We start from the raw sequence: 25418 nt of genomic DNA on the forward strand, positions 1-25418 counted from the left end.
TTCGACGGAAATGGCAGGAAAATTTCTTTCTCTACGCAAGGGCTGGCTTTTGCTGCCGGCCTTGCTGCTGGGCGGCTGTTTTTTTCATTCGCACAAACCGTCTGGCGGCGGCGCGGTTTCGGCTTTGCCGCCGGGGCAACGCCATGCGGAAGGTTACCAGTATCGGGTTTCAGGTAGCCCGGCGGGGTATAAGGTGGTGTCGTTTGCCGCCCTGCCGCAGTGGGCGCAGCAGGATTTCGGCGCCGGCTTGGAGGCCTTCCGCAAGAGCTGCCTCGCGCTAAAAAACCGGCCGCAGTGGCAGAGTGTGTGCGCGCAGGCCGGCAACACCCGCAAGCACGCTGCCCGGCAGTTTTTCGAAACTTATTTCACGCCTTGGGAAGTGAACCATAACGGCCAGCTGGGCGGCACGATTACCGGCTACTATGAGCCGGTGCTGCAAGGCAGCACGCAGCAGACGGTGCAGGCGCGTTTCCCGATTTACGGCGTGCCGAACGATTTGGTTACCGTGCCGCTGGTGGGTGCGCCGCAGTCGGGCAGCGTCCGTATCCGCCTTACCGGCCCCAACAGTGGGCAGATTGCCACCAACGGCGAATACACGGCCAATTTGGCTGATTTCCCTGGCCGCGAAAAAAGCCGAACGCTGAAGGGAAGGATTTCAGGTAGCCGCTTGGTGCCGTATTACACCCGTGCCGAAATCAATGCCGGCGCGCTGAGCGGGCGTGCACCGGTGCTGGCTTATGCCAACGACCCGGTCGAGCTGTTCTTCCTGCATATCCAAGGCTCAGGGAGGCTGCGTACGCCGGACGGGCGGTTTGTCCGCTTAGGTTTTGCCGATAAAAACGATCATCCGTATGCTTCGATCGGCCGTTACATGGCTGACCGTGGCTACCTGCCGCTGGCACAGACCAGCATGCCGAAAATCCGCGATTGGCTGCGTGCCCATCCCGACAAGTTGGCCGAAGTGTTGGGGAAAAACCCCAGTTATGTGTTTTTCCGCCAACTGCCCGACAGTAACGACGGGCCGATCGGTTCCCTTGGCGTGCCGCTCACCGGCGGCTACTCGGGTGCGGTGGATAAGCGGTTTATCACGCTAGGGGCGCCGCTGTTCCTCGCTACCGCCCATCCGGAAACCGGTCGTGCGCTCAACCGCTTAATGATGGCGCAAGATACCGGCAGCGCCATCAACGGCGCAGTGCGGGTGGATTTTTTCTGGGGCTACGGTGACGAGGCCGGCAGGGTGGCCGGGCGTATGAAGCAGACCGGTTATGTGTGGCAGTTGCTGCCGAACGGGATGCTGCCTCAACAGTAGGCGAAAGTTGAAATGGGGCAAGTTTTAGTCGGCTGAGTGCGGTCAGATGTGTCCAATCCGGCCAGATGCCTTGCCTAAAAGCGCATAGATTGATGAATCCGTTTGAATCAAACGTGTAAATTAATATATACTTTAGGCTAAATTTCAACATTTGTGTTTTGAAAGACGTTAAGAGACGTAGGATGAATATTTTCATTCAATTATGTTTAGGGAGGGTGGGATAAATGGATCTGATGATTCTGATTCCGCTATTAGTGGTGCTGGCTGGATTGATTTTCGTCCAGCGTCGCCAGAAGCAACAGGCGCAAGCCAGTGCCGAAGCTGATAAAAAAGGCCGTGGTAAGGGCAAGCGATCCCAAGCTAAAACGACGGCGAAGCGTTCGGCTGCTGTTGCCGAACGTCAGCCTGTAACGGCGGTAGAGTCTGAGCCGGATGTTACTGTGGGCGAAGACTGGGGTTGGGAAGCGGTTCCTGATGTAGAGGTTGAGGAAGCTGCTACCGTATCTCAAGAAGTGGATGCGCTGACTGAGTATAAAGTTTACAAGCAATTCGGCTATCACGAAAAAGCAGCCGAATCTTTGTCGCAATATCTGACTTCCGGTTCATCTGCAATCAGTGAAGGCATGCGCAGTACGCTGGTTAATGAACTGGTACAACTGTGGCTGGATGCGAAAAAACCGGACGAGTTGGCTGAAACGCTGCGGCAGTTCGGTAGCGTGCTGACTAAAGCCCAAATTGAAGACTATATCAAGCAGGGTTTGGCTATCGATAAGAACAACCTGAATCTGCGTGTGTTGGCAGAAGAGGTGTTGGGCTGGGGCGTGCAACAGACTTCAGCCGAAATCGGTGAGCGTACCGGCTTGGATGCACCTACTCAGGCGAAACAGAAAAGCCGCCGTGCTGCTGTGCCGGGGGATGCTGCCAACGAGCAGAAGGCTGCGGAACTATCCGCTGCTAAAGTTCGTAAAGAGTTGGTTACCAATTCCAAATATGCTGGTGCTATTTTGGTGCATGATGAGGAAAAAGCTGCTTTGATGGGTTTTATGCAGCCTGAATCCGGTTACCGTCTAATGAAGGACCGTTTGGCCTATGATGCTGCGGTTAGCTATGCAAATAAAGCCATCCGCCAGGCAAATAAGCCAGCTGCCTTGATTATCGATGCGTTGAGTTTGGATTATAAGAATCGGAATATCGATCGCTTCGCTCAACATCTGTGGCAGTTGTATTACACACTTGGCCAATATGGCCGCCAAGTTAAGGAAAGAATGCTGGGTTGGGGCTTAAATTTGGGGGAACATCCTATTTTTACTCAGCTGGAAGCTAATCCGAATGAATCTCAGCTGAGAGATATGGGGATTGCTTACGGCTTCTTGGAACGCGGCAGTAGTACTCAAAAAGCACATCGCAAACCATTAATCAGAACACGAACTGATGACATAAGCGTAAAACAAACGCCTGCAGAAAAAGTGTTGCGCGATGTAGAATCTTTGTTGATGTATGGTCAGCTTGATGAAGCAATGAACCTGTTGGAAGAATCCATTTTGGAATACCCCAGCGAATCGCAGCTATATATTACCCTGTTCGATATCTGTGAGCGTGCAGAGGAATGGGAGCGTTTGGAGCAGGTGTTGCATAAAATACGTGCCAATATCCAGCATCCGCCAGAGGAAGTGGTGTTGGCAATGAGCCAACTGCTGCAAAAGATCAATTACGGTTCTGTTCGGACATAATAAATGACTAACAACGCAATCCCCCAAGTGAAAACAGTCCATATTATGCTGCTGGGCATGGAAGAGCGCCAATATGCGATGTTTCGTATGGCTTTCAAAATGCATGGCATTACTAATTATGAGCTGGTTACGGTGGAGCAGGGTATTCAGCCTGATATAGTGCTGGCCGATGCTGATACTGACGTGCAGATTTGGAAAGATGCCAGAAGCCAGTTTCCAGAGGCAAAAGTGGTGTATTTCTCCAGCTCTCCACCACCGGTAACCGCTCCTTATTTAGCCAAACCGATTAAATTTGATACTCTGTTTTTAAGTCTGAAAAATCTTCAGCAGGGTAACGGTATTTGGGTGGTTAGTGGCAGCCGACCAGAACCAGCTTCTTCCCAAGTTATACCTGAAGCTGAAAAAGGTCATGTTCCACAGCAATCTCCGGCAACAGTTGTATCAATTGATCATTTTGATGAAGATGGAGGCTTACTTGGTGAAGTCCGCAAAGCGGCAAAGCAGGAAGCCGACGTTGCAGTAATGCACAATGGGAAACCGGTACTATTGGTTTTCCCCTCAATCCAAAAAGTTCTGCTGGCAACAGACTCGGAAACGCTCAAATCTCTATGTGAACAGAAATTCGTAGATTTGCAGACACGAGTGATTACGGAAGAACATCTCAAGGCTAAGGCTAAACTTTCCATTAGTGCCTGTTTATGGCAGCTGGCAATTTGGACTGGTAATGGCCGCTTCCCTAAAGTTATTAATAAAAATACGGTATTCCGGGTGAAAAGCTGGCCCAATCTGACTAGGTTGGCTCCTTTGGCTGAATCCATGCGCTTATCAGCTTTTTTAACTAAAGCTTCAGGTAGCCTCCCGATTCTGCATAAGCTGATGCTGATCGACAACAAAGACTTAGCTGATTATTTGACTGCCGCCTATGTGACCGATCATTTGGTTATAGAGACTTCAATGCAAGCAGAGCAGCCGGCAGCCGGCCAAGTAAGACATGCTACCCAAGCTCAAACTATCCAGCGTCCGGAGAGCGTGCACGCTAGACAGCATGATGATTCGGAAGAACACGAACCGAGACAGCGCGGATTGCTGCAACGTTTGATGAATAAAATTATTGGCCGATAAAGGAATATAACATGGCAGAGAATAAGATTATTTTTACTGGCCCTGTCGGGGTGGGGAAAACCACTGCTATTGCAGCATTATCAGATGATCCGCCCATCAAAACCGATGCCCGTGCATCGGATATGACTACCTCCATGAAAAGCCACACCACAGTAGCAATGGACTATGGCGTCATTCATTTGGACGAAAACACCAAAGTACATTTGTATGGTACGCCTGGTCAGGAGCGGTTTGATTTCATGTGGGATATCTTGAGTCAAGGCAGTATGGGCTTGGTACTGCTGTTAGATAATACTCGATCTAACCCCCTAAAAGATTTAAAATTTTTCTTAGATTCGTTTAGTGATTTGCTCAAAACTGCGCCTGTTGTAGTGGGTGTAACCAAGATGGATTTGAAAGCCACACCGGGTATTGATGTTTATCAAAAATATCTGCTGCAATATGGTATGAATGTGCCAGTGTTTGAGATTGATGCCCGCAATGAAAACGACGTTAAGCAGCTGGTTACTGCGATGCTGTATTCAATTGATCCCGGTTTAGAGGTATAAAAATGGATTCAACACTACTTTTGCAGCCTAATTTATATCCGCGAGTAACGCCGGCTGGGGCTTACTATGCGGTGTCTAATAAGGGACAAAGCGCCAGCCGTACTTTGCTGGGTGGCATTTTGCAGGCCGGCGAGAAAGAGACCGTCAGCCGGGAAAACGTGTTGCGTTGGGCGCAAACTAATGATATTGATGCTGCTTTGAATCTATTGTATCGGATGCAGCGCTTGGAGTTTTTGTATGGCGAAGATGAGCCGGATCAAAAAACCGACTTGCTAAGCGGTACCGGCTTGCCCAATATTCTGATGCACCTTTCCGATGTGCAAAAAGCCTTGCTGGTGGATCAAGACGGCTTCTATTTCTCCAGTTCGGGCTTTAATCACGAAGCAGCGGAAGAAATTGCCGTATTAGCCAGCGAAGCAGTTCGCTTGTATGAGCAGCATAGCCTTTTGATTAAAAACAATTTGAATATTTATCACAACGCAGTGGGTATTTGCGACCCATCCGGCCAGAGCGAGCTGACCTTCTTCCCGCTGTATATTGGTGATTTGAAATTTATTCTAGTAACCGGCGGGGTGCCGCAATTGCATAAAGATGAATTTGTGTCCTTGGTGCGCGCCTTGTATCAAATTGTTGATTCTGCCAACCAAATTGAAACATTCTGATTAAATTATTGGGAAAACACGATATGCAACAACAATTAGTCTCTTCCGTACTGAGCGATTTAAACAGTTCTTCTGTTGATATTACCGCTTCCGCCGTTATTTCCAGCGACGGCCTGCCGATTGCCTCCATGCTCCAAGCCAATATCGACCCGGACCGCGTGGGCGCTATGTCTGCCGCCTTGCTGGCTTTGGGTAACCGCACCACCAAAGAGCTGCTGTGTGGCGAATTGGAGCAGGTTATCGTTAAAGGTACCGACGGCTACATCCTGCTGATTCAGGCCGGCGAAGATACCGTTTTGGTGGTAACCGCCCGCGAAAGTGCCAAATTAGGTTTGATTCTGCTGGATGCGCGCCGCGCTGCACGCAACATCGTGGATTTGGAAAGCAGCTAATCTATCCAACACGATGCAGTAAAGTCATCAGGCTACCTGAAAATACAGCCAATCTGTTTCAGGTAGCCTTTGTTACATTGCCGGGCTGCAAACCGGCTGGTTTAGGGAAACTCTCGCAAAATGGTATTTGGATTTTTTAGAAAACAGAAAACGCAGCCTGACGAGCAAGCTCAGGAGCTTGAAGCAGCTCAAACTGCCGGCGTGCCTGAAGAAACCGTAGCCGAGGAAGCTGCGGCTGAAGAGTTGGAAAATGCTCCAATTGCGGCAGGGGAAAGCGTGATGCCGGAAGAGGCCGAGCCGGCTGAAGAGCCACCCGAAATCGAGAGTATCGTCCACACGGAGCCGCCAAGCGAGCAAACGCCCGCGCTCGGCTGGGCCGCCCGTTTGAAACAAGGGTTGAGCAAATCGCGCCAGCAGATGGCCAAATCGTTGGCCGGTGTGTTCGGTGGCGGCCAGATAGACGAAGACCTATATGAAGAGCTGGAAACCGTGCTGCTCACCAGTGACATGGGCATCGAGGCCACCGAGCACTTGATGGAAGAAGTGCGCAAACGCGTCAGCCTGCGTGGTTTGAAAGACGGCGAAGAGCTGCGCGGTGCGCTTAAAGAGGCGGTTTACGAACTGATCAAACCGCTGGAGCAGCCACTGGATATTCCGGCAGACAAACAGCCCTTTGTGATCATGCTCGCCGGCATCAACGGCGCCGGGAAAACCACCTCCATCGGCAAGCTGGCCAAATATTTCCAGGCGCAGGGCAAATCCGTGCTGCTGGCCGCCGGCGACACCTTCCGCGCCGCCGCGCGCGAACAGCTGGCCGAGTGGGGCGAGCGCAACGGCGTAACCGTGATCGCCCAGGCTTCGGGTGATTCCGCCGCCGTCTGCTTCGATGCGGTGGAAGCGGCCAAAGCGCGCGGCATCGACATCGTGCTGGCCGACACCGCCGGCCGCCTGCCCACGCAAACGCATTTGATGGAAGAAATCAAAAAAGTGAAGCGTGTGTTGCAGAAAGCGCTGCCCGATGCGCCGCATGAAATCGTGGTGGTGCTTGATGCCAACATCGGCCAGAACGCCATCAACCAGGTGATTGCATTCGACGACGCGCTGGGGCTCACCGGCCTGATTGTGACCAAGCTCGACGGCACGGCCAAAGGCGGAGTGTTGGCGGCGCTGGCCAGCCGGCGGCCGGTGCCGGTGCGCTTTATCGGCGTGGGCGAAGGCATCGACGATTTGCGCCCGTTCAACGCCCGCGAATTTGTGGATGCCCTGTTGTAAACCTCCCGTCGCACGATAAGGCTACCTGAAAAATTTTCAGCCTTGCAGCATCCGCCATCACCGTTTTCAGGTAGCCTGCTTGGCCACGCGGCAACAATGCTTGAACCATTTACCCTTTCGATGAAGCAGGCATAAAGGCTACCTGAAAACTTTTCAGGTAGCCTGTTATATAATCCGCCATCATCCAACGTTTTGCGAGAACAGCCATGCTGCTTGCCCTATCCCTGCGCGATTTTGTCATCGTCGAGCAACTCCATTTGGATTTCCAGCCCGGATTCACCGTGCTCACCGGCGAAACCGGTGCCGGCAAATCCATCACCCTCGACGCGCTCAACCTGCTGCTCGGCGGCAAAGCCGACTACAGCCAAATCCGCCACGGCAAAAACGAAGCGCAGCTCTCCGCCCTGTTCGATTTGGCCGAGCTGCCCGAATTGCGCGCCGAACTGCAACAGCAAGGCCTGCTGGGCGAAGACGACAGCGAGCTGGCAGTGCGCCGCATCATCGACACCAAAGGCCGCAGCCGCAGCTTTATCAACAACCAAGCCGCCACGCTTGCCCAGCTGCGCCAAATCGGCAGCCGGCTGGTGGACATTCACGGCCAAAGCGCCCACCACTCGCTCAACAGCGAAGCCGTGCAGCGCGAATTATTGGATGCCTTTGCCGGCAGCAAGCCTTTGGCAGCAGAAGTGAAAAACGCATATCAGCAATGGCGGCAGGCCATCGAAGCTTTGGAAATCGCGCAATTGGAGAGCGAACGTTTGCAGGAAGAGAGCGAACGGCTGGCCTGGCAGGTGAGCGAGATGGAAAAACTGGCGCCGCTGGCGGGCGAATGGGAGCAGCTGTCGCAAAGCTACGATAGTTTGGCACACGCCGCCGAGCTACTGCAGGTTGCCGAAGAAGTGGCCGCCAGCATCGATGGCGACGACGGCCTGCACAGCCTGGCCGGCCGCTGCCGCCGCCAGCTGGAAAGCCTCTCCGGCATCGAGCCGCGTTTTGCCGAAAGCCTGGCCATGCTCGACAGCATCGAAGCCGAGTTGGGTGAAATCAGCAGCCATATGCACAGTGTCGCCTCCCGCGCCGAAATCAACCCGGCCGAGCTGGCCGCACAGGAAGAGCGCATGGCCGAGCTGATGTCGGCCGCCCGCCGCCACCGCATCGAACCCGCCGAGCTGCCGGAAAAATGGGCGAAAATGCAGCAGGCGCTGGCCGATTCCGAAGCCGCCGCCGACATCGAAGCCCTGCAGGCACAAGTACGGCAGGCCGAAGCGGAATATATGCGGCCGGCGCGCGCGCTTTCCGCACAACGCCGGCAGGCTGCCGCCCAACTGGCCGAGGAAACCACCGCCCATATGCAGCAGCTTTCCATGCAGGGCGCGCGTTTCCACATCGAGCTGCTGCCGCATGAAGCGCAGTCCTACGGGTTGGAGCAGGTGCAGTTTCAGGTAGCCGCCAATCAGGGCAGCCCGCTGCGCCCGCTGAACAAAGTCGCTTCCGGCGGCGAGCTGGCGCGCATCAGCTTGGCATTGCAGGTAACCGCCAGCCGGTACACGCAAATCCCCACGCTGATTTTCGATGAAGTAGACAGCGGCATCGGCGGTGGGGTGGCCGAAACCGTGGGCCGCGCACTGCGCACACTGGGGCGGCGCCATCAGGTGCTGGCGGTAACGCACCTGCCGCAAGTGGCGGCTTGCGGTGAGCAGCATTGGCAGGTGAGTAAACGCAGTGCCGGCGGGCAAACCGTGAGCAGCATCCGCGAGCTGGACAGCGCAGCGCGGGTGGAAGAAATCGCCCGCATGCTCGGCGGCGAAACCATCACCGACACCACCCGCCGCCACGCCGCCGAAATGTTGCAGCTGGCCGCAGAGGCTACCTGAAAATAGGCAGCATATTTGGCTGCAAATTCAGCCAATCCCGTAAAACTCAAGCCCGATTGAAAATAGCAAATGCCGCTAAAGCCTAGCCAGCCCTGCGGTGTTTCCAACAGAGAAATACAGGTACAATACCCGCCGTTCCCTTTGAAAGAAAACACCATGTCCCAACACCACAAACTCATCATCCTCGGCTCCGGCCCTGCCGGCTACACCGCTGCCGTTTACGCCGCCCGCGCCAACCTTAAACCCGTCATCATCACCGGCCTGGAGCAGGGCGGACAGCTGATGACCACCACCGAAGTGGACAACTGGCCGGCCGATGCCGACGGCGTGCAAGGGCCCGAGCTGATGGCGCGCTTCCTGGCGCACGCCGAACGCTTCGGCACCGAAATCATCTTCGACCACATCCACACCGCCCAGTTACAACAACGCCCGTTCAAGCTCATCGGCGACGCCGGCGAATACACCTGCGATGCGCTGATTGTGGCCACCGGCGCCTCCGCCAAATACCTCGGCCTGCCCAGCGAAACCGCCTTTGCCGGCAAAGGCGTGTCCGCCTGCGCCACCTGCGACGGCTTTTTCTATAAGAAACAAGATGTCGCTGTGGTGGGCGGTGGCAACACCGCCGTGGAAGAAGCGCTGTATCTGGCCAACATTGCCAACACCGTTACCCTCATCCACCGCCGCGACAGCTTCCGCGCCGAAAAAATCATGGTAGACAAGCTCATGCAGCGCGTGGCCGAGGGCAAAATCATCCTCAAGCTCAACAGCGAGCTGGATGAAATCCTTGGCGACGACAACGGCGTGAGCGGCGCCCGCCTGAAACACGCAGACGGCGGCAGCGAAGATATCGCCGTGCATGGCGTATTCATCGCCATCGGACACAAGCCGAATACCGACATCTTCAAAGGCCAACTCGATATGGACGCGGCAGGCTACCTGAAAACCAAAGGCGGCAGCGGCGACAACGTGGGCGCCACCAATATCGAAGGTATCTGGGCCGCCGGCGATGTGAAAGACCACACCTACCGCCAAGCCATCACCAGCGCCGCTTCCGGCTGCCAAGCCGCGCTGGATGCCGAACGCTGGCTTGACCGCCAAGGCCTGTAAACCGCCCAACTACAGCTAGGCAGGCTACCTGAAAAACATTTTGATTTTCAGGTAGCCTGTATCCGATGGCAAAGCCGTTCAAACCATTCCGCTATCCCGAATCATCCCGTGCTAATTTTCAGGTAGCCTCATGCCCACCGTTACCTTCTACACCCATGTTGCCGATTTAGAACAGTTTGCCTGCCGCCTGAGCAAACGCGCAGTCGAGGCCGGCTGTCGGGTGCTGGTTTGGTCGGACAGCGCGGAGCAGACCGAAGCGCTGGATAAACTGCTGTGGTCGTTTGAGCCGGAAAGTTTCCTGCCACACGAAATCTGGCTGCCCGATATGCCCATGCCGCCCGAGCCGGCCGTGCTGTTGGCCGACGGCAGCGAACTGCCCGCCATTGCTGCCGATTGGGTGGTGCTCAATTTGTCGGCGGCGGTTTGGAGCCGGGCACCGCAAGTGCCTGCGCGCATTTTAGAGATTGTGGGTAGTAGTGAGCCGCAACTGGCTGCCGCCCGCCTACGCTTCAGTGCCTACCGCCAAAGCGGCGGCCGGCTCGAGTATCACAAAATGCAGGGCAAGGCCTAGGGTTTGCTGGCTATTACTTTCTCAAGCGGGTTTTGTTCTAAAAGCGGCAGATTCAAGGCGGCAAGCGTAGCAAGGGGAGGATGCCAACGCGAAAGATGCTGTTTGGGGGGTAGGAAAAGCGCGAAAACCGGCCGCTGCCGAGAGACCCTGCTTGCCGCCGTTTAAAAACAGCACGTTTTCGGCTAAAATGCCGCCTTCCTTTATCTCAACCGCCGTTGCGGAATTTTCAGGTAGCCTTTCTGAGCGCCGCAGCAGCCTTCATTCCTCATCTTCACTATGCAAAATGCAGAACAAATTGCTGCCGCCGGCATTGCCGCCGTGCAGGCCGCCGCCGACCAGCAGGCGCTGGAGCTGGTCAAAGCCCAATACCTCGGCAAAACGGGTGAGCTCAACGCCCTGCTCAAACAGCTCGGCAAAATGCCGCCCGAAGAGCGTAAAACCGTCGGCGCGCATATCAACGAATGCAAACAGCGTTTTCAGGCCGCCTACGATGCCAAACGCGCCGAATTGGCCGAAGCCAAGTTGCAGGCCCAGCTCGCCGCCGAAGCCTTGGACATTACTCTGCCCGGGCGCGGACAAGAAATTGGCGGCCTGCACCCCGTTACCCTGACCCTGCAACGCGTGGTCGAACTCTTTCACAGCATGGGTTTCGAAGTGGCGGACGGCCCTGAAATCGAAGACGATTTCCACAATTTCCAAGCTTTGAATATCCCGCAAAATCATCCCGCCCGTGCCATGCAGGACACGTTTTATGTGGAAAACGGCGATGTTTTGCGCACTCACACCTCGCCGATTCAAATCCGCTATATGCTCGACAAAAAAGAGCCGCCCATCCGCATCATCGCGCCCGGCCGTGTTTACCGCGTGGACAGCGACGCCACACACTCGCCCATGTTCCATCAGGCCGAAGGCTTGTGGGTGGAAGAGGGCGTAACCTTTGCCGACCTGAAAGCCGTGTTCACTGACTTTATCCGCCGCTTTTTCGAGCGCGACGATTTGCAGGTGCGCTTCCGTCCGTCCTTTTTCCCGTTCACCGAACCGTCCGCCGAAATCGACATCATGGGCGAGAACGGCAAATGGCTGGAAGTCGGCGGCTGCGGCATAGTGCATCCCAACGTATTGAAAAATGTGAACATCGACCCCGAGAAATATACCGGTTTCGCCTTCGGTATCGGTCTCGACCGCTTCGCCATGCTGCGTTACAACGTGAACGATTTGCGGCTGTTTTTCGATAACGATTTGAACTTCTTGAAACAGTTTAAATGATTTTCAGACGACCTTTTTTATAGGTCGTCTGAAAAAAATATCTACATTATTGATGCTGTTTGAAAACATTGCGAAAACATTTTCAGACGGCCTAATAGCAGAGAAAGCATCATGCAATTTTCCTACTCCTGGCTGAAAACCCAAGCCAATCCCGATTTATCTGCCGACAAGCTGGAGCATCTTTTGACGATGGCGGGCTTGGAGGTGGAAGAAGCCGAAACTGCCGCACCTGCGTTTACGGGCGTGGTGGTTGCAGAAGTGAAATCCGTTGAAAAACATCCGGATGCCGACCGTTTGAATGTTACCCAAGTCGATGCGGGTACGGGCGAGTTGGTGCAGATTGTGTGCGGTGCGCCGAATGTGAAGGCGGGTATTAAAGTGCCGTGTTCGCTTCCCGGGGCGGTGTTGCCGGGTAATTTCAAAATCAAGCCGACCAAGATGCGCGGAGTAGTGTCGAACGGAATGTTGTGTTCGACCAATGAGTTGGGACTGCCCGACGATGGTGTGGACGGTTTGCATATCCTGCCGGAAGATGCGCCGGTGGGGCAGAATTTGCGCGAATATCTGGATTTGGACGACACGGTATTCACGCTGAAAATTACGCCGAACCGTGCCGACTGCCTGAGCATTAAAGGAATTGCCCGCGAAGTGTCCGCACTGACGCAATGTGCATTCGCGCCGGTTGCGATTCAGACGACCTCTGCAAACAGCAGCAAAAAACAACCGGTTCGTATTGATGCGCCCGCCGACTGCGGCCGTTTTGTCAGCCGCGTGATTGAAAACGTAGACGCGCGCGCCGCTACGCCGGATTGGATGAAACAGCGCTTGGAACGCAGCGGTATCCGCAGTATTTCCGCGCTGGTGGACATCGGCAATTATGTGATGCTGGAAATCGGGCAGCCCATGCACGTTTTCGATGCCGACAAACTTTCAGGTAGCCTGATCGTCCGCCGTGCCGTAAACGGCGAAACCTTGGCATGTCTGAACGAAAAAACCGTAACACTGGCCGACAACACGCTGGTGGTGGCCGACGAAAAAGGTGCGTTGAGCCTGGCCGGACTGATGGGCGGCGAAGCGAGCGCGGTTTCAGACGACACGAAAAATATTGTGTTGGAAGCAGCCTGGTTTGCGCCCGAAATCATTGCCGGCAAATCGCGCCGATACGGTTTCGGATCGGATTCGTCGTTCCGTTTCGAGCGCGGCGTGGATTACCGTTTGCAGGCGGATGCCATCGAACGCGCCACCGAATTGGTCTTGCAAATTTGCGGTGGTGCGGCGGGTGAAATGGTGGAGGCCTTGGGCGAATTGCCCGAGGCGAAGCAGGTCGAATTGCGTTTGGGTCGTCTGAAAACCGTGTTGGGCGTGGATATGGCTGCCGAACAGGTAGAAACCGTTTTGCAGCACTTGGGTTTGCAGCCCGAAAAAACGGCTGAAGGCTTCCGCGTTACCGCGCCGAGCTTCCGTTTCGACATTGAAATCGAAGCCGACTTGATTGAAGAAATCGGCCGCGTTTACGGTTATGAGAATATCCCCGACGATTACACGTCAGGTCGTCTGAAAATGCTGGCGCTGCCCGAAACCCGCCGCCCGCGTTTTGCCGTTTACAACGAAATGGCGGCGCGCGGCTACCGCGAAGTGGTCAGCTATGCCTTTGTCGATGAGCAGTGGGAACACGATTTTGCCGCCAATACCGACCCCATCCGCCTGCAAAACCCGCTGGCGGCGCAGTATGCCGTGATGCGTTCCACGCTGATCGGCGGTTTGGTGGAAATCCTGCAAAACAACCTGAACCGTAAGCAAAACCGCGTGCGCGTGTTTGAAATCGCCCGCGTGTTCAGCAAAGGTTCAGACGGCAGCTTTGTCCAAAACGAACGCATCGGCGGTCTGTGGTACGGCGCGGCCATGCCCGAACAATGGGGCGAAAAAACGCGCAATGCGGATTTCTACGACATCAAGGCAGATGTGGAAAGTCTGTTGAAAAACAATACAGTGGCGTTCGTCAAAACCGAACATCCCGCACTGCATCCCGGCCGTGCCGCCAATATCGTTTCAGATGGCCAAATTATCGGTTTTGTCGGCGAACTGCATCCGAAATGGCTGCAAAAACACGACCTGCCGCAAGCGCCGCTGGTGTTTGAAATTGATATGGCCGCCGTATTGGGACGCGAAAAAACGCGTTATCAGGCCGTATCCAAATTCCAGGCGGCGCGCCGCGATTTGGCGTTTGTGGTGCCAGAAGCGGTAACGCATGATGCCCTGTTGGCGGTGCTGCTTGGGGTAAAAAGCCCGCTGATTCGGGAGATTACGCTGTTTGACGTGTATCGCGGTGTAGGGCTACCTGAAAATAGCAAGAGCATGGCGGTGAAGGTAATTTTGCAGGATGACGGGCAGACGCTGACGGAAGAGGCAGTAGAATCGGTGGTGGAGAAGCTGATTGCTGCCGCTCATTCAATTGGCGGGCAATTACGATAGGAATATGGAAGTAGAAGGACGGGCTACTCAATAGAGTAGCCCGTTTAATTTGGAAGAGATCGCTAAGGATTAACGGCTGGATAATGTGCAATCAGCAGATGAGCGGCTTTGAGCGGCAGCTACGTTTTTACATTCATACACAGTACCAGCAGCAGTTATATAAAGCGATTTAGTGAAATTGCGCTGACGCGGTTGAACGTAGACAAAGTAGTCATTGATATTGGTGTTGCCTGCAATAAAAGTATATCTACTATTTGCATCACTATTTTGGGCACTAATTAATCTAGTTAAGCCAGGAATACTGTAATTACCATTGTTGAGCAGCTTATTGCGTCTCATCTGTGAAACTATATCCACTAGATTATTTTTGGCAGCAGCTAAATGGGTTTTTTCAACATGTGATTGATAGGATGGTAGGGCAATTGCGGCTAATATGCCGATAATTGCTACTACGACCATTACCTCTAATAATGAGAAGCCACTGGTTTGAGTTTTCATTTTAAAATCCAGGTTATTATCGACCAGAGTATTCTGCATATGATTGCAGAGTGACAACAGTATTTTCATTGGCACCCCAAGCGCGTGCGGTTACACGGAATACGTGGGCATATCGGGAGTCTGCTGTTTCACCCAATCGTTCTATCATATAGCAAGCATTGTTAATATTTTTTGTGCCAGTATTTAGGCAACGGCGTCCTTTGCCGCTTTCATTTAAGTTTACATCGTCAGCGCGTTTCCAAACAGGTGTTGTTGCAGACGCTTTTTCTCCACAGATACCGTCCTCACATTTTGTACCATTAACGACCTTATCAAAAGCTTGGTTTTGTACCTCAACGATGCGTTGTTCACCAGCCCTAAGCGCTTGCTCAGCAAGTGAGAAAGCATACTTTCTATCCGCTTCGTTTGAGCTGATGCGCATTTCGGTATTGGTAGATTGCATACTGGCAACCACGATCAATGCAATCACCAGCATCATGATCAATACAATGAATAAGGTATAACCTTGATTCTTTTTTAGGATTGATTGGCGCATACGTTTCCTCCTCGGACATTGGCGCGAATTAAATACTGGGTAACAGAACCATAAGTCTTTTGGTTCTCGGTAAGTTGTAATCGAACCTCAATAATTGCTGGCAACATAGAAATACGAGGCAGGTTAGCTAAAGTTGAGCGATTGTTCGAGAAAGTAACATCCGTACTGGAGTTATCACAACCTGCATAAAGTTGGTTTACCTGCATGCTTTGGATGTTAGAAGCCATTAGTTGGGGGTTACTCCATGTTCCATTGGTGTTAAGTGTGAAACGATAAAGTGCATCGGTTGTGTTAGCGTTAGGGATACGGCCAATAGCATAAGCGACGCTTTGGACTTGTGATAAGGTAGTTTGCGGGAGGTAGAATGAGTCAGCTGAGCTAAAATTTGAAACTAGAGATCCACCGAATGAATTGTTGACAGTAATACGTTTCCGGTTGGTATCAATATTTAAACTGCTACCATTACCAATATACATACGAGTACATGAAGACAGTGCAATTGGACCATTATTTGCTGCGGTATTCAGCAATTCTTGAGGCACATCAGTAGCGATATGCATTCCTGTTCCATTAGTAATAGGAGCTAAATGCTGGCCATAGGTAAAAACCAATACAGGAGAATTAGTTGTTGTCTGGAATCCTGCTGCATTTAAAACACGTCTTGCATCATCATTACTCATGACACTAATGCCGCTATAATCTGGATCATTAAGTATCAGCTTTACACCTGTTCTAGCGGAGTGAAATCCTGTATTTGAATTGGGTGATACAGGCATTTGTTTATTTAACAAATTACCCATATTAAAACAGCCAAATGAGCCGGCCATTTGAGCATCTCGTAGCAATAGTTCGGAAGCATTACGCAAATCTTGTTGAGCAGCTAAACGATTCTCCGAGGCATTGCGCATATTACTGGTGATGCCATAAGTAACACCAATAGCTAATAATACAACGAGAGCCAAAGCGCTAGCAACCATGAATTCAATCAGTGTAAAGCCAGAAGGTTTTACTATGGAGGGATAGATTTTTTTCTTAAACATCAAATTGGTATGAATTTGCATGGTATTTAGTCTCCTACAACGGCGCTGTAGCTATATTTAAAACTATCGCTGCTCCCATTGCTTTCTGTCCATTCAACATTAATAGTTGTTGTATTATTTTTGCTCTGAATACTATAAGAGATGGCGGTGGCATTAGGTAAAGCATTTTGTAGTTCTGTTGTAAAGGCCTGAGTATGGCAGGTAGCTAGTGCTGTATTGCTTACACCATTGTTTTTATCTGATTTACCACATACTGGAATATCTGAAGGAGAGGTAGTGACATTAATAGTCCGAGAAGCAGTATTGTAGCGGGTATAGCTTAACTTAGTCTGGGCAGCACTGATAGAGCCTACATTGCTGATGGTATCGGGATTACTCAGCATGCCCGCAGAGAGGTTTTGCACGGCTTGTGCAACACGGGTTTGCATTTCGGCTTCACGTACATTACTGACAGATTTCAGCTGCGCTAGCATCAATGCCATAATGCCGAAAGCCATGATAAATACAGAGACTAATACTTCAAGGAGGGTACTCCCTTGTGTTAGGCGAACTATTGGCAACATTGATTTATTTTTATAAATCATTATGAAAATCCTTTTAAGTTTAATTTTTAGAGCGCGCAAAGATTTTTATAGTTAGCTGCTTGAAGGTTGCTGAAATCAGTAGGTGATATAGAAGAATTACAAGGAATGACACGACCGCTTGGTGCAATAAGAGCCATACGAACCCGTTTGCCATCATTGGCAGAAATCCTAACATAATTATTGGTATAACTGTATGCCATATTTCCATTATTATCTATAGCATAGCCAAAAGATCCATTAGGTTGGAAAATAAAACGATATTTATTGTTGGCATCGGTGTTTAAATTGAGATTGATATTTAAAGTATTAATTTGAATATCATCCCTATCTATCAGAACAGAACGCAGGTCAATATCACCTTTGCTACCCTGTGTAATACTACTTTGGTAGTTGTTATCGCTGTTTCTATCTACAAAGGATAAAAGAGAGTTACCATTTTTATCGCAACCATTATCTGGTTTGCCATCAGACTTTAAAATAATTCCACCACAAATCAGGACTGGTTCGTTTCTCCGCACAGCTTCTGCCCGGGCGAATCGGAAAGCAGTCGTTACTTGAGTAATTCTATTACCCAGCCTCTGATTGGCAATAAAATTACTCATGCTGGGCATAGCAATGGTGGCCATAATCCCGATCAGGGTTACGGTAATCATCAGTTCTATCAGGGTAAAGCCTTGGGTGTTTTGTCGTGTCTTCATGGCCATCACTTTTAAATGGGATAAGGGCACTGAAAAGGTGGGCAAGCCGGAAGGATTGTTCTTATTCTTCAGTAAAATAAGTATGCCCGCTGTGTACGGCATTGTCAAATTTGCTAAATTCGCCGGTAAACACCAGAGGGATTTTCCCGGTGGGGCCGTTACGGTGTTTGCCGATGATGCATTCAGCCAAGCCTTTTTTGTCGGTATCGGGGTGGTAGTACTCATCGCGATACATAAACATAATCAGGTCGGCATCTTGTTCGATGGCGCCGGATTCCCGCAAGTCTGACATCATGGGGCGCTTGTCGGTGCGCGATTCTACGGTACGCGACAGCTGGGAGAGGGCGATAATCGGGATATTCAATTCCCTAGCCAACGATTTCAGCGAGCGGGAGATTTCTCCCAATTCTGCCGCACGGTTGCTGCTGTTGTGGCCGCCGTTTCCGCTCATGAGCTGTAGGTAGTCAATCACCACTAAACCCAAATTGCCTTTCCTTCTTGCTAACCGGCGCACGCGCGCGCGGACTTCCAGCGAATTCAAGGCAGGAGTCTCGTCGATAAAAATGGGGGCATCCGATAGTTTGTGCAAAGCTTCATTGAGCCTAGCCCAATGTTCGTCTTGCAATTGACCGGTTTTGAGTAGGCTCTGGTCCAGCCTCCCAACCGAACCGAGCATACGCATTACCAGTTGCACGCCGCCCATTTCCATCGAGAAGATGGCAACGGGCAGGTGCGTACTGATAGCGACGTTTTCCGCGATATTCAATGAAAATGCGGTTTTCCCCATTGCCGGTCGCCCAGCCACGATGATGAGGTCGCCACCGTGCAAACCGGCTATTTTTTTATCCAGATCGATGAAGCCGGTTGGAATGCCGGTTACATCGTCTTTATTTTCCCTTGAGTAAGCCTTGTCGATTTTGGCGATGGCTTCTTTCAGCATGGCAGGCATCTCTAAAAATTCGTGCTGCACTCTGCTGGTGCTTTCGGCGATTTTAAAGATTTTGGCTTCCGCCTCGTCTAACATTTGTTTGACATCTCTGCCTTGCGGATTGTAAGCATTCCTAGCAATCTCTGTGCCAGCTTGTGCGAGCTGGCGCATGATGGAGCGGCTGCGTACGATTTCGGCGTAGCGGGCGATGTTGATGGCGGAGGCGGTATTTTGTGCCAAATCCACCAGATAGCCGAAGCCGCCGGCTTCTTCCAGTACTTCTTCGCGCTGCAGCACTTCTTCCACGGTGATGGTGTCGGCGGGGCGGTTGCGCTCGGCCAGATGGGCGATGGCGCGGAAAATCAGCCGGTGTTCGTAGCGGTAGAAGTCTTCTTCGGACACGGTGCCGGCGATGCGGTCCCAGGCGGAGGAGTCTACCATCAGCCCGCCCAGCACCGATTGTTCGGCTTCCATGGAGTGGGGTGGCAGGGCAAGGCTTTCGTTGGTTTGGTCTTGGATGTCCATAATGCTTTGTTGCTGCAGGGAAGAGGCTATCTGAAAAACGGAAGGCGTTTAACGCGGGTTTGGGCGCCCGGCCTGCGCTGTGGAAAGAGTTGGATTGGGGCGGACTGCCTAACAATGAGGCTACCTGAAAAATGCATCCGCTTATTTTCAGGTAGCCTCGGATGCGTACGCAGCCCGGCTAAACAGACTGACAAACTCCGTCACTTTTGGCGCTGGCACGCGGGTAGGAGGGTGTTTACTCGGCGCCGTAGTTCGGCTGTACCAGCGCGCACACCGGCCGGTGGCGGCGGCTGCGGTGGCGGCGGCCGGGGATGCGGCCGCATTCCTGCGCTGGGCTGTTGTCGGGGGTATGGCGGGCGGCACTGCGGCTGCGGCGTTCGTTGCCAGGTTCGGGTTTGCCGCCGGTGCGGCGGCCGGCGCGCGGTTCGCGGGCGGGTTCACGTTCGGCTGCCGGGCGGCCGTCCTCCTGCTGGCGCTGCCACCAACGTGGTTCGAAGCCTTCAATCCGCTCCACCGGCAGGTCTTGACCGATGAGTTCTTTAATGGCTTCGAACATTTTCTGTTCGTCTTCGTCCATCAGCGAGATGGCCACGCCCTCGGCGCCGGCGCGGCCGGTGCGGCCGATGCGGTGCACGTAATCTTCGGCCTGGGTGGGCATTTCGTAGTTGATCACGAAAGGCAGTTCGGCAATGTCCAGCCCGCGTGCGGCCACGTCGGTGGCCACCAGCACGCGCAGTTCGCCGGCCTTGAAGGCGTTGAGCGTTTCCAGGCGGGTTTGCTGCGATTTGTCGCCGTGAATGGGGGCGACGCTGAGGCCGCGCCGCTTCAAATCGCGCGCCACCTGGTCGACGCTCTGCTTGGTTTTGCAGAACACGATGACTTGGTTGATGTGCAAATCCACAATCAACCGTTCCAGCAGGTTGCGCTTTTGCGCGGTGTCGATGGCGATGATGTGCTGCTCGACGCTGGCGCTGGTGGTGTTTTGCGGAGTGGTTTGCACTTGCTCGGGCTGGTGCATGAAATCCTGTGCCAACTTGCGGATGGGTGGGGAGAAGGTGGCGGAAAACAGCAGGGTTTGGCGCTGTTTGGGCAGCATCTGCATGATGCGGCGGATGTCGTCGATGAAGCCCATGTCGAGCATGCGGTCGGCTTCGTCGAGCACCACGATTTCCACTTTATCGAGCCGGATGTTTTTCTGCTGCACATGGTCGAGCAGGCGGCCGACGGTGGCCACCACGATTTCGCAGCCGCGCCGCAGGTCGGCGGTTTGTTTGTCCATATTCATGCCGCCGAACAATACGGTGTGGCGCAGGGGCAGGTGTTTGATGTAGGCGGCGGTGTTTTGGTCGATTTGGTCGGCCAGCTCGCGGGTGGGGGTAAGCACGAGCATGCGCACGGGGTGCATGGCGGGCGAGGTGCTGGCGGTGGCGTAGCGGCGCAGGCGCTCCAAGCTGGGCAGCATGAAGGCGGCGGTTTTGCCGGTGCCGGTTTGGGCGGCGGCCAATAAGTCGTGGCCGGCCAGCACTTTGGGGATGGCGGCGGTTTGGATGGCGGTGGGCTGTTCGTAGCCTTGTTCGGCTAGGGCGGCGGTGATTTCGGCCGACAGTCCGAGGTTGGTGAAGGGGTTCATATTGGCTCCATGTGGCCGTTGCGGTGGGTGGCGGCAGCGGCGGGGAATGGGGAAACGATGCAGGCAGCGGGTTGGGCGGGCGGTTTGTGTGCCGTATTGGCCATATGCCAACAGGCTACCTGAAAAAGGCGCAATGCGTTCGAAAGGGCTGTATTTTGCCTGAAAAAAGGATTTTCAGGTAGCCTGGCGGCTGCCGGTTTCCGTCTTCGGCTATTGTTTCGAACGGCGCTTCAACCCGACGATGGGCGGTGAGGCTAGGGTTATTTCCAGATTTGCCGCGGCTTCGGACGCAGGTAGTCCGCGTCGGAAAAAGTGGTGATGAGCTGCGGCGCGAGGGCGATGAAGATGGCGGTGAGCAGGCCGGTAAGGAAAGCTTCGCCCCAAGCGATGAGGAAGAACACCGGCAACACCGAGCCCTGCAAAATAGGCAGCGGGAACACACCCGCGCCATACAGCAGCAGCCCTGCCGCCGCCCCGCTCAGCAGCACGCCGGCCGCGGCGGCGAAAAAGCCGTTCACAAAAATATAAACAAACAGATTGCGCGGCAGTTTGCGCACCAAATGCCGCGCCAGCGCCGCGCAAAGCAGCGGCGGCACGATACCCGCCAAAACCTGCAGGCCGGCCACGGGCAGGTTTTCCGCCCCCTGCCACAGCCACACATAAGGCAGCATCAGCAGCGAGAGCAGGCAAAACGCTGCCGGTATGCCCGCCATCAGCGAGAGCAGGCAAACCCCCAAAAGGTGGTAACTAATACCTTCCAGCAATCCGCCGGCTGGGGCGGCGCGCAGGCTCCAGCACAAGGCCGCCAGCATCAGCCCCGCCAGCGCCGCGCGGCCGTGTTGGCGCAAGGCAGGCAGGGCGGGGCGCAGCGCGGCGGCAAACAGCAGCAGGCACAATAAGTTGGCAGCCAGCAGGATGGGCGCGGAAAACCAGTGGGCGGGGAAATTCATGGCGCGGCGGTTTAGGGCTGCCAATCAATCGGCGGTAGGCTGTGTTGTTGCAGATAGGCGTTGGCCTGCGAGAAATGGCGGCAGCCGAAGAAGCCGCGGTGTGCCGAAAGCGGCGAGGGGTGCGGTGCGGTAAGCACCAGGTGGCGGGCTCGGTTGATGATGGCGCCTTTTTTCTGCGCATGGCTGCCCCACAGCATGAATACCAAATGTTCGCGCCCTTCGTTGAGCACGCTGATCACGTGGTCGGTGAAGGTTTCCCAGCCCAGCGTGGCGTGGGAATGGGCTTGGCCGGCGCGCACGGTGAGCACGGTGTTGAGCAGCAGCACGCCCTGCTCGGCCCAGCGCTGCAAATAGCCGTGCGGCGGGATAACGAAGCCGGGGATGTCTTGCGCCAGCTCTTTATAGATGTTAACGAGCGAGGGTGGCACGGCCACGCCCTCGCGCACGGAAAAGGCCAGCCCGTGCGCCTGGTTGGGGCCGTGATACGGGTCTTGCCCGAGGATGACCACGCGCACCCGGCCAAACTCGGTGGCGCGGAAGGCGTTGAACACGTCGGCGGCGGGCGGATAGACAATCTGCCCGGCTGCGCGCTCTTGGCGCACGCTGCTGATGATGTGCTGGAAATAGGGCTGCTGCTTTTCGGCGCCGATGGCTTGGTGCCAGGTTTGCATGAAGCTTCCTTGTTGTTTGTGAGGCTACCTGAAAATAGTGAGGCTACCTGAAAAATAAAAACAGATATTTTCAGGTAGCCTTTTGCTTTACATCAGCCAGCCGTCTGGGCTAACGGGTTGGTTGTCAATCAGGCGCACGATGCCCACCACCACGCGGAAGAGATACCACAGGCAAACCAGCAGGAACAGCGGCACGCCGAGAATCGCACCGATAAATGTGATAATCAGCAGGGTGCTCACGGCCAAACCAATCAGGCTACCCCAGAAGGTGCGTAGCAGGAATTGGATGTGGTCGAAATAAATCGTGCCGCGCATTTCGTCGCGCTTCACGTAGGCCACGATGGCGCCAATGAGCGTGGGCAGGGCGAAGCTGAGCAGCCCCAGCGCGTATAGGCCGTAGATCACATACATATAGTTGCGCTGTTCGGGCGTGGGCGAAATCACGCGCGGCGGCGGGTAGGCGGAATCGGGTTGTTGGGCATCCATGGAGGCACTCCTTTTCTTGGGTTAATGCGTATCCAGCTCGGCAAAGCCTTTCACCAAATCGTCGATTTGCTTGAGCTGGCGCAGGAAGGGCTCGAGCTGGCCCAAGCGCAAGGCGCAGGGGCCGTCGCACTTGGCCTGCTCGGGGTCGGGGTGGGCTTCAAGGAACAGCCCGGCCAGGCCCACCGCCATGCCGGCGCGTGCCAGGGTAACGATCTGCTCGCGGCGGCCGCCGGCCGAATCGCTGCGCGCGCCTGGCTGCTGGAGGCTGTGGGTTACGTCGAAAAATACGGGCACGTTCATCTGCTTCATACTGTCGAAGCCGAGCATGTCCACCACCAGGTTGTTGTAGCCGAAGGCGGAGCCGCGTTCGCACAGGATGATTTTGTCGTTGCCGGCTTCCAGGCATTTGTTGATGATGTGGCGCATTTCGTGCGGGGCGAGGAATTGCGCCTTTTTCACGTTGATGATGGCGCCGGTGCGGGCAATGGCGTACACCAAATCGGTTTGGCGGCTCAGAAAGGCGGGCAGCTGCAAAATATCGGCCACTTCGGCCGCCGGGGCGGCCTGATGGGGCTCGTGCACGTCGGTGATAACCGGCACATTATAGGTTTCTTTGATTTCCGCCAGCCATTGCAGGCCGCGCTCCAAACCGGGGCCGCGGAAGGAATGGAGGCTGGAGCGGTTGGCTTTGTCGAAGCTGGCTTTGAATACATAGGGGATGCCGAGCCGGCGGCAGATGTCCACATAGGCGGCGGCGATTTCCAACGCCAGCTCGCGGCTTTCCAGCACGTTCATGCCGCCGAACAGCACGAAGGGGCGGTTGTTGGCGATGGTGAAGCCTTTAAGGGGGATTTGGGGCAGGGCGGTTTGCATAATGGTATCCTGAAAAGTGATGGCGGGATTATAACGGAAAAGGCGGGCGGGGAATGTTTGGCGGCGGTAAAGGAGGCGGTTTGCAAAATGATTTCAGGCTTTAGCTTCGTTGAAACTTCGTTTTCAGGTAGCCTTTGCCGATTTGCCTATTGGCTGTTTGCAGGCTACCTGAAAAATACAGCGCAGCTTCTACAGCATGTAAAGCGTTTGCACGCGCACCATCTCCGCCCAAACCGCACGCAGCATTTTCAGGTAGCCTCTTCCGTTTGCAAAGGTTAATAAGGACAATCGATTAACGTCGGCTGCCGTCGGGTGCCCTAGGCTAGGCGGCGATATTTGAGTACAATAACGCCATCCGCCAGCCCTTGCCGGAACCAGGCCGGAAAACGCCGCAGGCCCTTGCCTTCACCGCGTTTCCCGTCAATAAAGAACGAAACAGGCTGGCGTTTGTTACCGGCTCAGACCGCGCCCGCAGCGCAGAAAGCAGATCATGACCAAAGCGAAAAAATTGCCGATATTGCCGCCCGCCATGCTGGGCATTCTGGGCGGAGGCCAGCTGGGCCGCATGTTTACCGTGGCCGCCAAACAGATGGGCTACGGCGTGACCGTGCTCGATCCCGACCCCCACGCCCCCGCCGCCGCCTTGGCCGACAAACACATCTGCGCCCCCTACGACGACCTGGGCGCGCTGGCCGACATCTCCACCTGCGCCGCCGTGACCACCGAATTTGAAAACGTCAACGCCCAAGCCATGCGCGCGCTGGCCTTGGAAACCCGCGTCTGCCCCAGCGGCGACAGCGTGGAAATCACCCAAAACCGCATCCAGGAAAAAGCCTGGATCACCAAAGCCGGCCTCAAAACCGCGCCCTACCTGCCCGTTACCCGTGCCGAAGCGCTCACCGACGAAGCCGTCGAGCCGCTGCTGCCCGGCGTGCTGAAAACCGCCATGCTCGGCTACGACGGCAAAGGCCAGGTGCGTGTGTCCACCCCCGAAGAAGCGCGCGCCGCATTCGAACAGCTGGGCAAGGTGCCCTGCGTATTGGAAAAAATGCTCAACCTGCATTCCGAGATTTCCGTGATCGTGTGCCGCCTCAACAACCAGCAGGTGAAATGCTTCCCGCCCGCCGAAAACCGCCACGAAGACGGCATCCTCGCCTATTCCATCATTCCCGCCCGCCTGCCCGACGAAGTGCAGAAACGGGCACAGGAAATGGCCTGCCAGCTGGCCGACACCATGAATTACATCGGTGTGCTGGCGGTGGAAATGTTCATCATCGGCGCCGAGCACGAGCTGATTGTGAACGAAATGGCGCCGCGCCCGCACAATTCCGGCCACTACACGCTCGACGCCTGCGCCAGCAGCCAGTTTGAGCAGCAGGTGCGCATTTTGTGCGGCCTGCCGCCGGCCGACACGCGCCTGCTTTCCAGCTGCAGCATGGCCAACCTCCTGGGCGACGTGTGGCTGCCCGAAGGCAAGGTAAACTGGCTGCCGCTTCTGCAGCGCCCCGACGTGCACCTGCACCTCTACGGCAAAAAAGACGCGCGCCCCGGCCGCAAGATGGGGCACTTCACCGTGCTCTCCAGCCAATCCGCCGACATCGCCTTTATGTTGGCGCACAAATTGCAGCGGCAGCTGCAGCGCAAGGGGAAATAACGTTTGAGTCAATAGATTTTG

Annotated in this window: 24 protein-coding genes; 13 read left to right on the forward strand and 11 right to left on the reverse strand. The window is 54.5% G+C overall.

Annotated features, from left to right (window positions below; all coding sequences use genetic code 11):
• Positions 1-10 precede the first annotated feature (10 nt).
• The 12 genes from mltA (at position 11) to pheT (ending at position 14325) form a co-directional block, all read left to right on the forward strand.
• Complete coding sequence (gene mltA, locus H9Q10_RS02750; RefSeq protein ID WP_197902511.1) at positions 11-1309, forward strand: murein transglycosylase A; 1299 nt, start codon at positions 11-13, stop codon at positions 1307-1309.
• Positions 1310-1533: 224 nt separating this feature from the next.
• Positions 1534-3039: a hypothetical protein gene (locus H9Q10_RS02755; RefSeq protein WP_197902512.1), complete on the forward strand. Its 1506-nt coding sequence runs from the start codon at positions 1534-1536 to the stop codon at positions 3037-3039.
• Positions 3040-3042: 3 nt separating this feature from the next.
• Positions 3043-4161: a hypothetical protein gene (locus tag H9Q10_RS02760; RefSeq protein ID WP_197902513.1), complete on the forward strand. Its 1119-nt coding sequence runs from the start codon at positions 3043-3045 to the stop codon at positions 4159-4161.
• 11 nt (positions 4162-4172) lie between these two features.
• Positions 4173-4709, forward strand: coding sequence for a GTP-binding protein (locus H9Q10_RS02765; RefSeq protein WP_197902514.1), 537 nt, complete (start codon positions 4173-4175; stop codon positions 4707-4709).
• Positions 4710-4711: 2 nt separating this feature from the next.
• On the forward strand, positions 4712-5371 hold the full coding sequence (locus H9Q10_RS02770) for a roadblock/LC7 domain-containing protein (protein ID WP_197902515.1): 660 nt from the start codon (positions 4712-4714) through the stop codon (positions 5369-5371).
• A 23-nt stretch (positions 5372-5394) separates the two neighbouring features.
• Positions 5395-5763, forward strand: a complete 369-nt coding sequence (locus H9Q10_RS02775; protein WP_197902516.1) for a roadblock/LC7 domain-containing protein — start codon at positions 5395-5397, stop codon at positions 5761-5763.
• A gap of 120 nt (positions 5764-5883) precedes the next feature.
• Positions 5884-7035 carry a signal recognition particle-docking protein FtsY gene (gene ftsY, locus H9Q10_RS02780; RefSeq protein WP_197902517.1) on the forward strand — a complete coding sequence of 384 codons (1152 nt, stop codon included), beginning with the start codon at positions 5884-5886 and terminating at the stop codon, positions 7033-7035.
• A gap of 206 nt (positions 7036-7241) precedes the next feature.
• A complete protein-coding gene (recN, locus tag H9Q10_RS02785) occupies positions 7242-8909 on the forward strand; it encodes a DNA repair protein RecN (protein ID WP_197902518.1) in 1668 nt (555 codons plus the stop codon).
• 156 nt (positions 8910-9065) lie between these two features.
• Positions 9066-10016: a thioredoxin-disulfide reductase gene (gene trxB / locus H9Q10_RS02790; protein ID WP_197902519.1), complete on the forward strand. Its 951-nt coding sequence runs from the start codon at positions 9066-9068 to the stop codon at positions 10014-10016.
• Between the two features lie 130 nt (positions 10017-10146).
• On the forward strand, positions 10147-10587 hold the full coding sequence (locus tag H9Q10_RS02795) for a DNA polymerase III subunit chi (protein WP_197902520.1): 441 nt from the start codon (positions 10147-10149) through the stop codon (positions 10585-10587).
• A 276-nt stretch (positions 10588-10863) separates the two neighbouring features.
• On the forward strand, positions 10864-11853 hold the full coding sequence (pheS, locus tag H9Q10_RS02800; protein WP_197902521.1) for a phenylalanine--tRNA ligase subunit alpha: 990 nt from the start codon (positions 10864-10866) through the stop codon (positions 11851-11853).
• Between the two features lie 111 nt (positions 11854-11964).
• Positions 11965-14325 carry a phenylalanine--tRNA ligase subunit beta gene (gene pheT, locus H9Q10_RS02805; RefSeq protein ID WP_197902522.1) on the forward strand — a complete coding sequence of 787 codons (2361 nt, stop codon included), beginning with the start codon at positions 11965-11967 and terminating at the stop codon, positions 14323-14325.
• A 69-nt stretch (positions 14326-14394) separates the two neighbouring features.
• On the opposite strand, the gene H9Q10_RS02810 is transcribed toward pheT, so the two are convergent.
• The 11 genes from H9Q10_RS02810 to kdsA all read right to left on the reverse strand — a co-directional run bounded on the left by H9Q10_RS02810 (position 14395) and on the right by kdsA (position 23743).
• Positions 14395-14823, reverse strand: a complete 429-nt coding sequence (locus H9Q10_RS02810) for a type IV pilin protein (RefSeq protein ID WP_197902523.1) — start codon at positions 14821-14823, stop codon at positions 14395-14397.
• 16 nt (positions 14824-14839) lie between these two features.
• Positions 14840-15358: a pilus assembly PilX family protein gene (locus H9Q10_RS02815; protein ID WP_197902524.1), complete on the reverse strand. Its 519-nt coding sequence runs from the start codon at positions 15356-15358 to the stop codon at positions 14840-14842.
• On the reverse strand, positions 15340-16419 hold the full coding sequence (locus H9Q10_RS02820) for a PilW family protein (RefSeq protein WP_197902525.1): 1080 nt from the start codon (positions 16417-16419) through the stop codon (positions 15340-15342). The genes H9Q10_RS02815 and H9Q10_RS02820 overlap by 19 nt, the downstream gene beginning before the upstream one ends.
• 5 nt (positions 16420-16424) lie before the next feature.
• Entirely contained in the window at positions 16425-16982 is a 558-nt protein-coding gene (gene pilV, locus H9Q10_RS02825) for a type IV pilus modification protein PilV (protein WP_197902526.1), read from the reverse strand.
• 26 nt (positions 16983-17008) lie between these two features.
• The gene (locus tag H9Q10_RS02830; RefSeq protein ID WP_238480121.1) at positions 17009-17680 is read right to left on the reverse strand and encodes a GspH/FimT family pseudopilin; all 672 of its coding nucleotides are present in this window, start codon (positions 17678-17680) and stop codon (positions 17009-17011) included.
• 61 nt (positions 17681-17741) lie between these two features.
• Positions 17742-19133 (reverse strand): replicative DNA helicase, encoded by a 1392-nt coding sequence (dnaB, locus tag H9Q10_RS02835; protein ID WP_197902527.1) that lies wholly within the window; start codon positions 19131-19133, stop codon positions 17742-17744.
• A gap of 235 nt (positions 19134-19368) precedes the next feature.
• Positions 19369-20763, reverse strand: a complete 1395-nt coding sequence (locus tag H9Q10_RS02840; RefSeq protein ID WP_197902528.1) for a DEAD/DEAH box helicase — start codon at positions 20761-20763, stop codon at positions 19369-19371.
• 260 nt (positions 20764-21023) lie between these two features.
• Entirely contained in the window at positions 21024-21737 is a 714-nt protein-coding gene (locus H9Q10_RS02845; RefSeq protein WP_238480122.1) for an energy-coupling factor ABC transporter permease, read from the reverse strand.
• Positions 21725-22384: a uracil-DNA glycosylase gene (gene ung, locus H9Q10_RS02850; RefSeq protein ID WP_197902529.1), complete on the reverse strand. Its 660-nt coding sequence runs from the start codon at positions 22382-22384 to the stop codon at positions 21725-21727. The genes H9Q10_RS02845 and ung overlap by 13 nt, the downstream gene beginning before the upstream one ends.
• A gap of 87 nt (positions 22385-22471) precedes the next feature.
• Positions 22472-22870 (reverse strand): DUF4870 family protein, encoded by a 399-nt coding sequence (locus H9Q10_RS02855; RefSeq protein ID WP_238480123.1) that lies wholly within the window; start codon positions 22868-22870, stop codon positions 22472-22474.
• Between the two features lie 21 nt (positions 22871-22891).
• Entirely contained in the window at positions 22892-23743 is an 852-nt protein-coding gene (gene kdsA / locus H9Q10_RS02860; RefSeq protein WP_197902530.1) for a 3-deoxy-8-phosphooctulonate synthase, read from the reverse strand.
• 490 nt (positions 23744-24233) lie between these two features.
• Here kdsA and H9Q10_RS02865 point away from each other — a divergent pair, with 490 nt between their 5' ends.
• Entirely contained in the window at positions 24234-25397 is a 1164-nt protein-coding gene (locus tag H9Q10_RS02865; protein WP_197902531.1) for a 5-(carboxyamino)imidazole ribonucleotide synthase, read from the forward strand.
• Positions 25398-25418: the final 21 nt, after the last annotated feature.

The organism is Eikenella glucosivorans (assembly GCF_016025525.2).
Taxonomy (GTDB): domain Bacteria; phylum Pseudomonadota; class Gammaproteobacteria; order Burkholderiales; family Neisseriaceae; genus Eikenella; species Eikenella glucosivorans.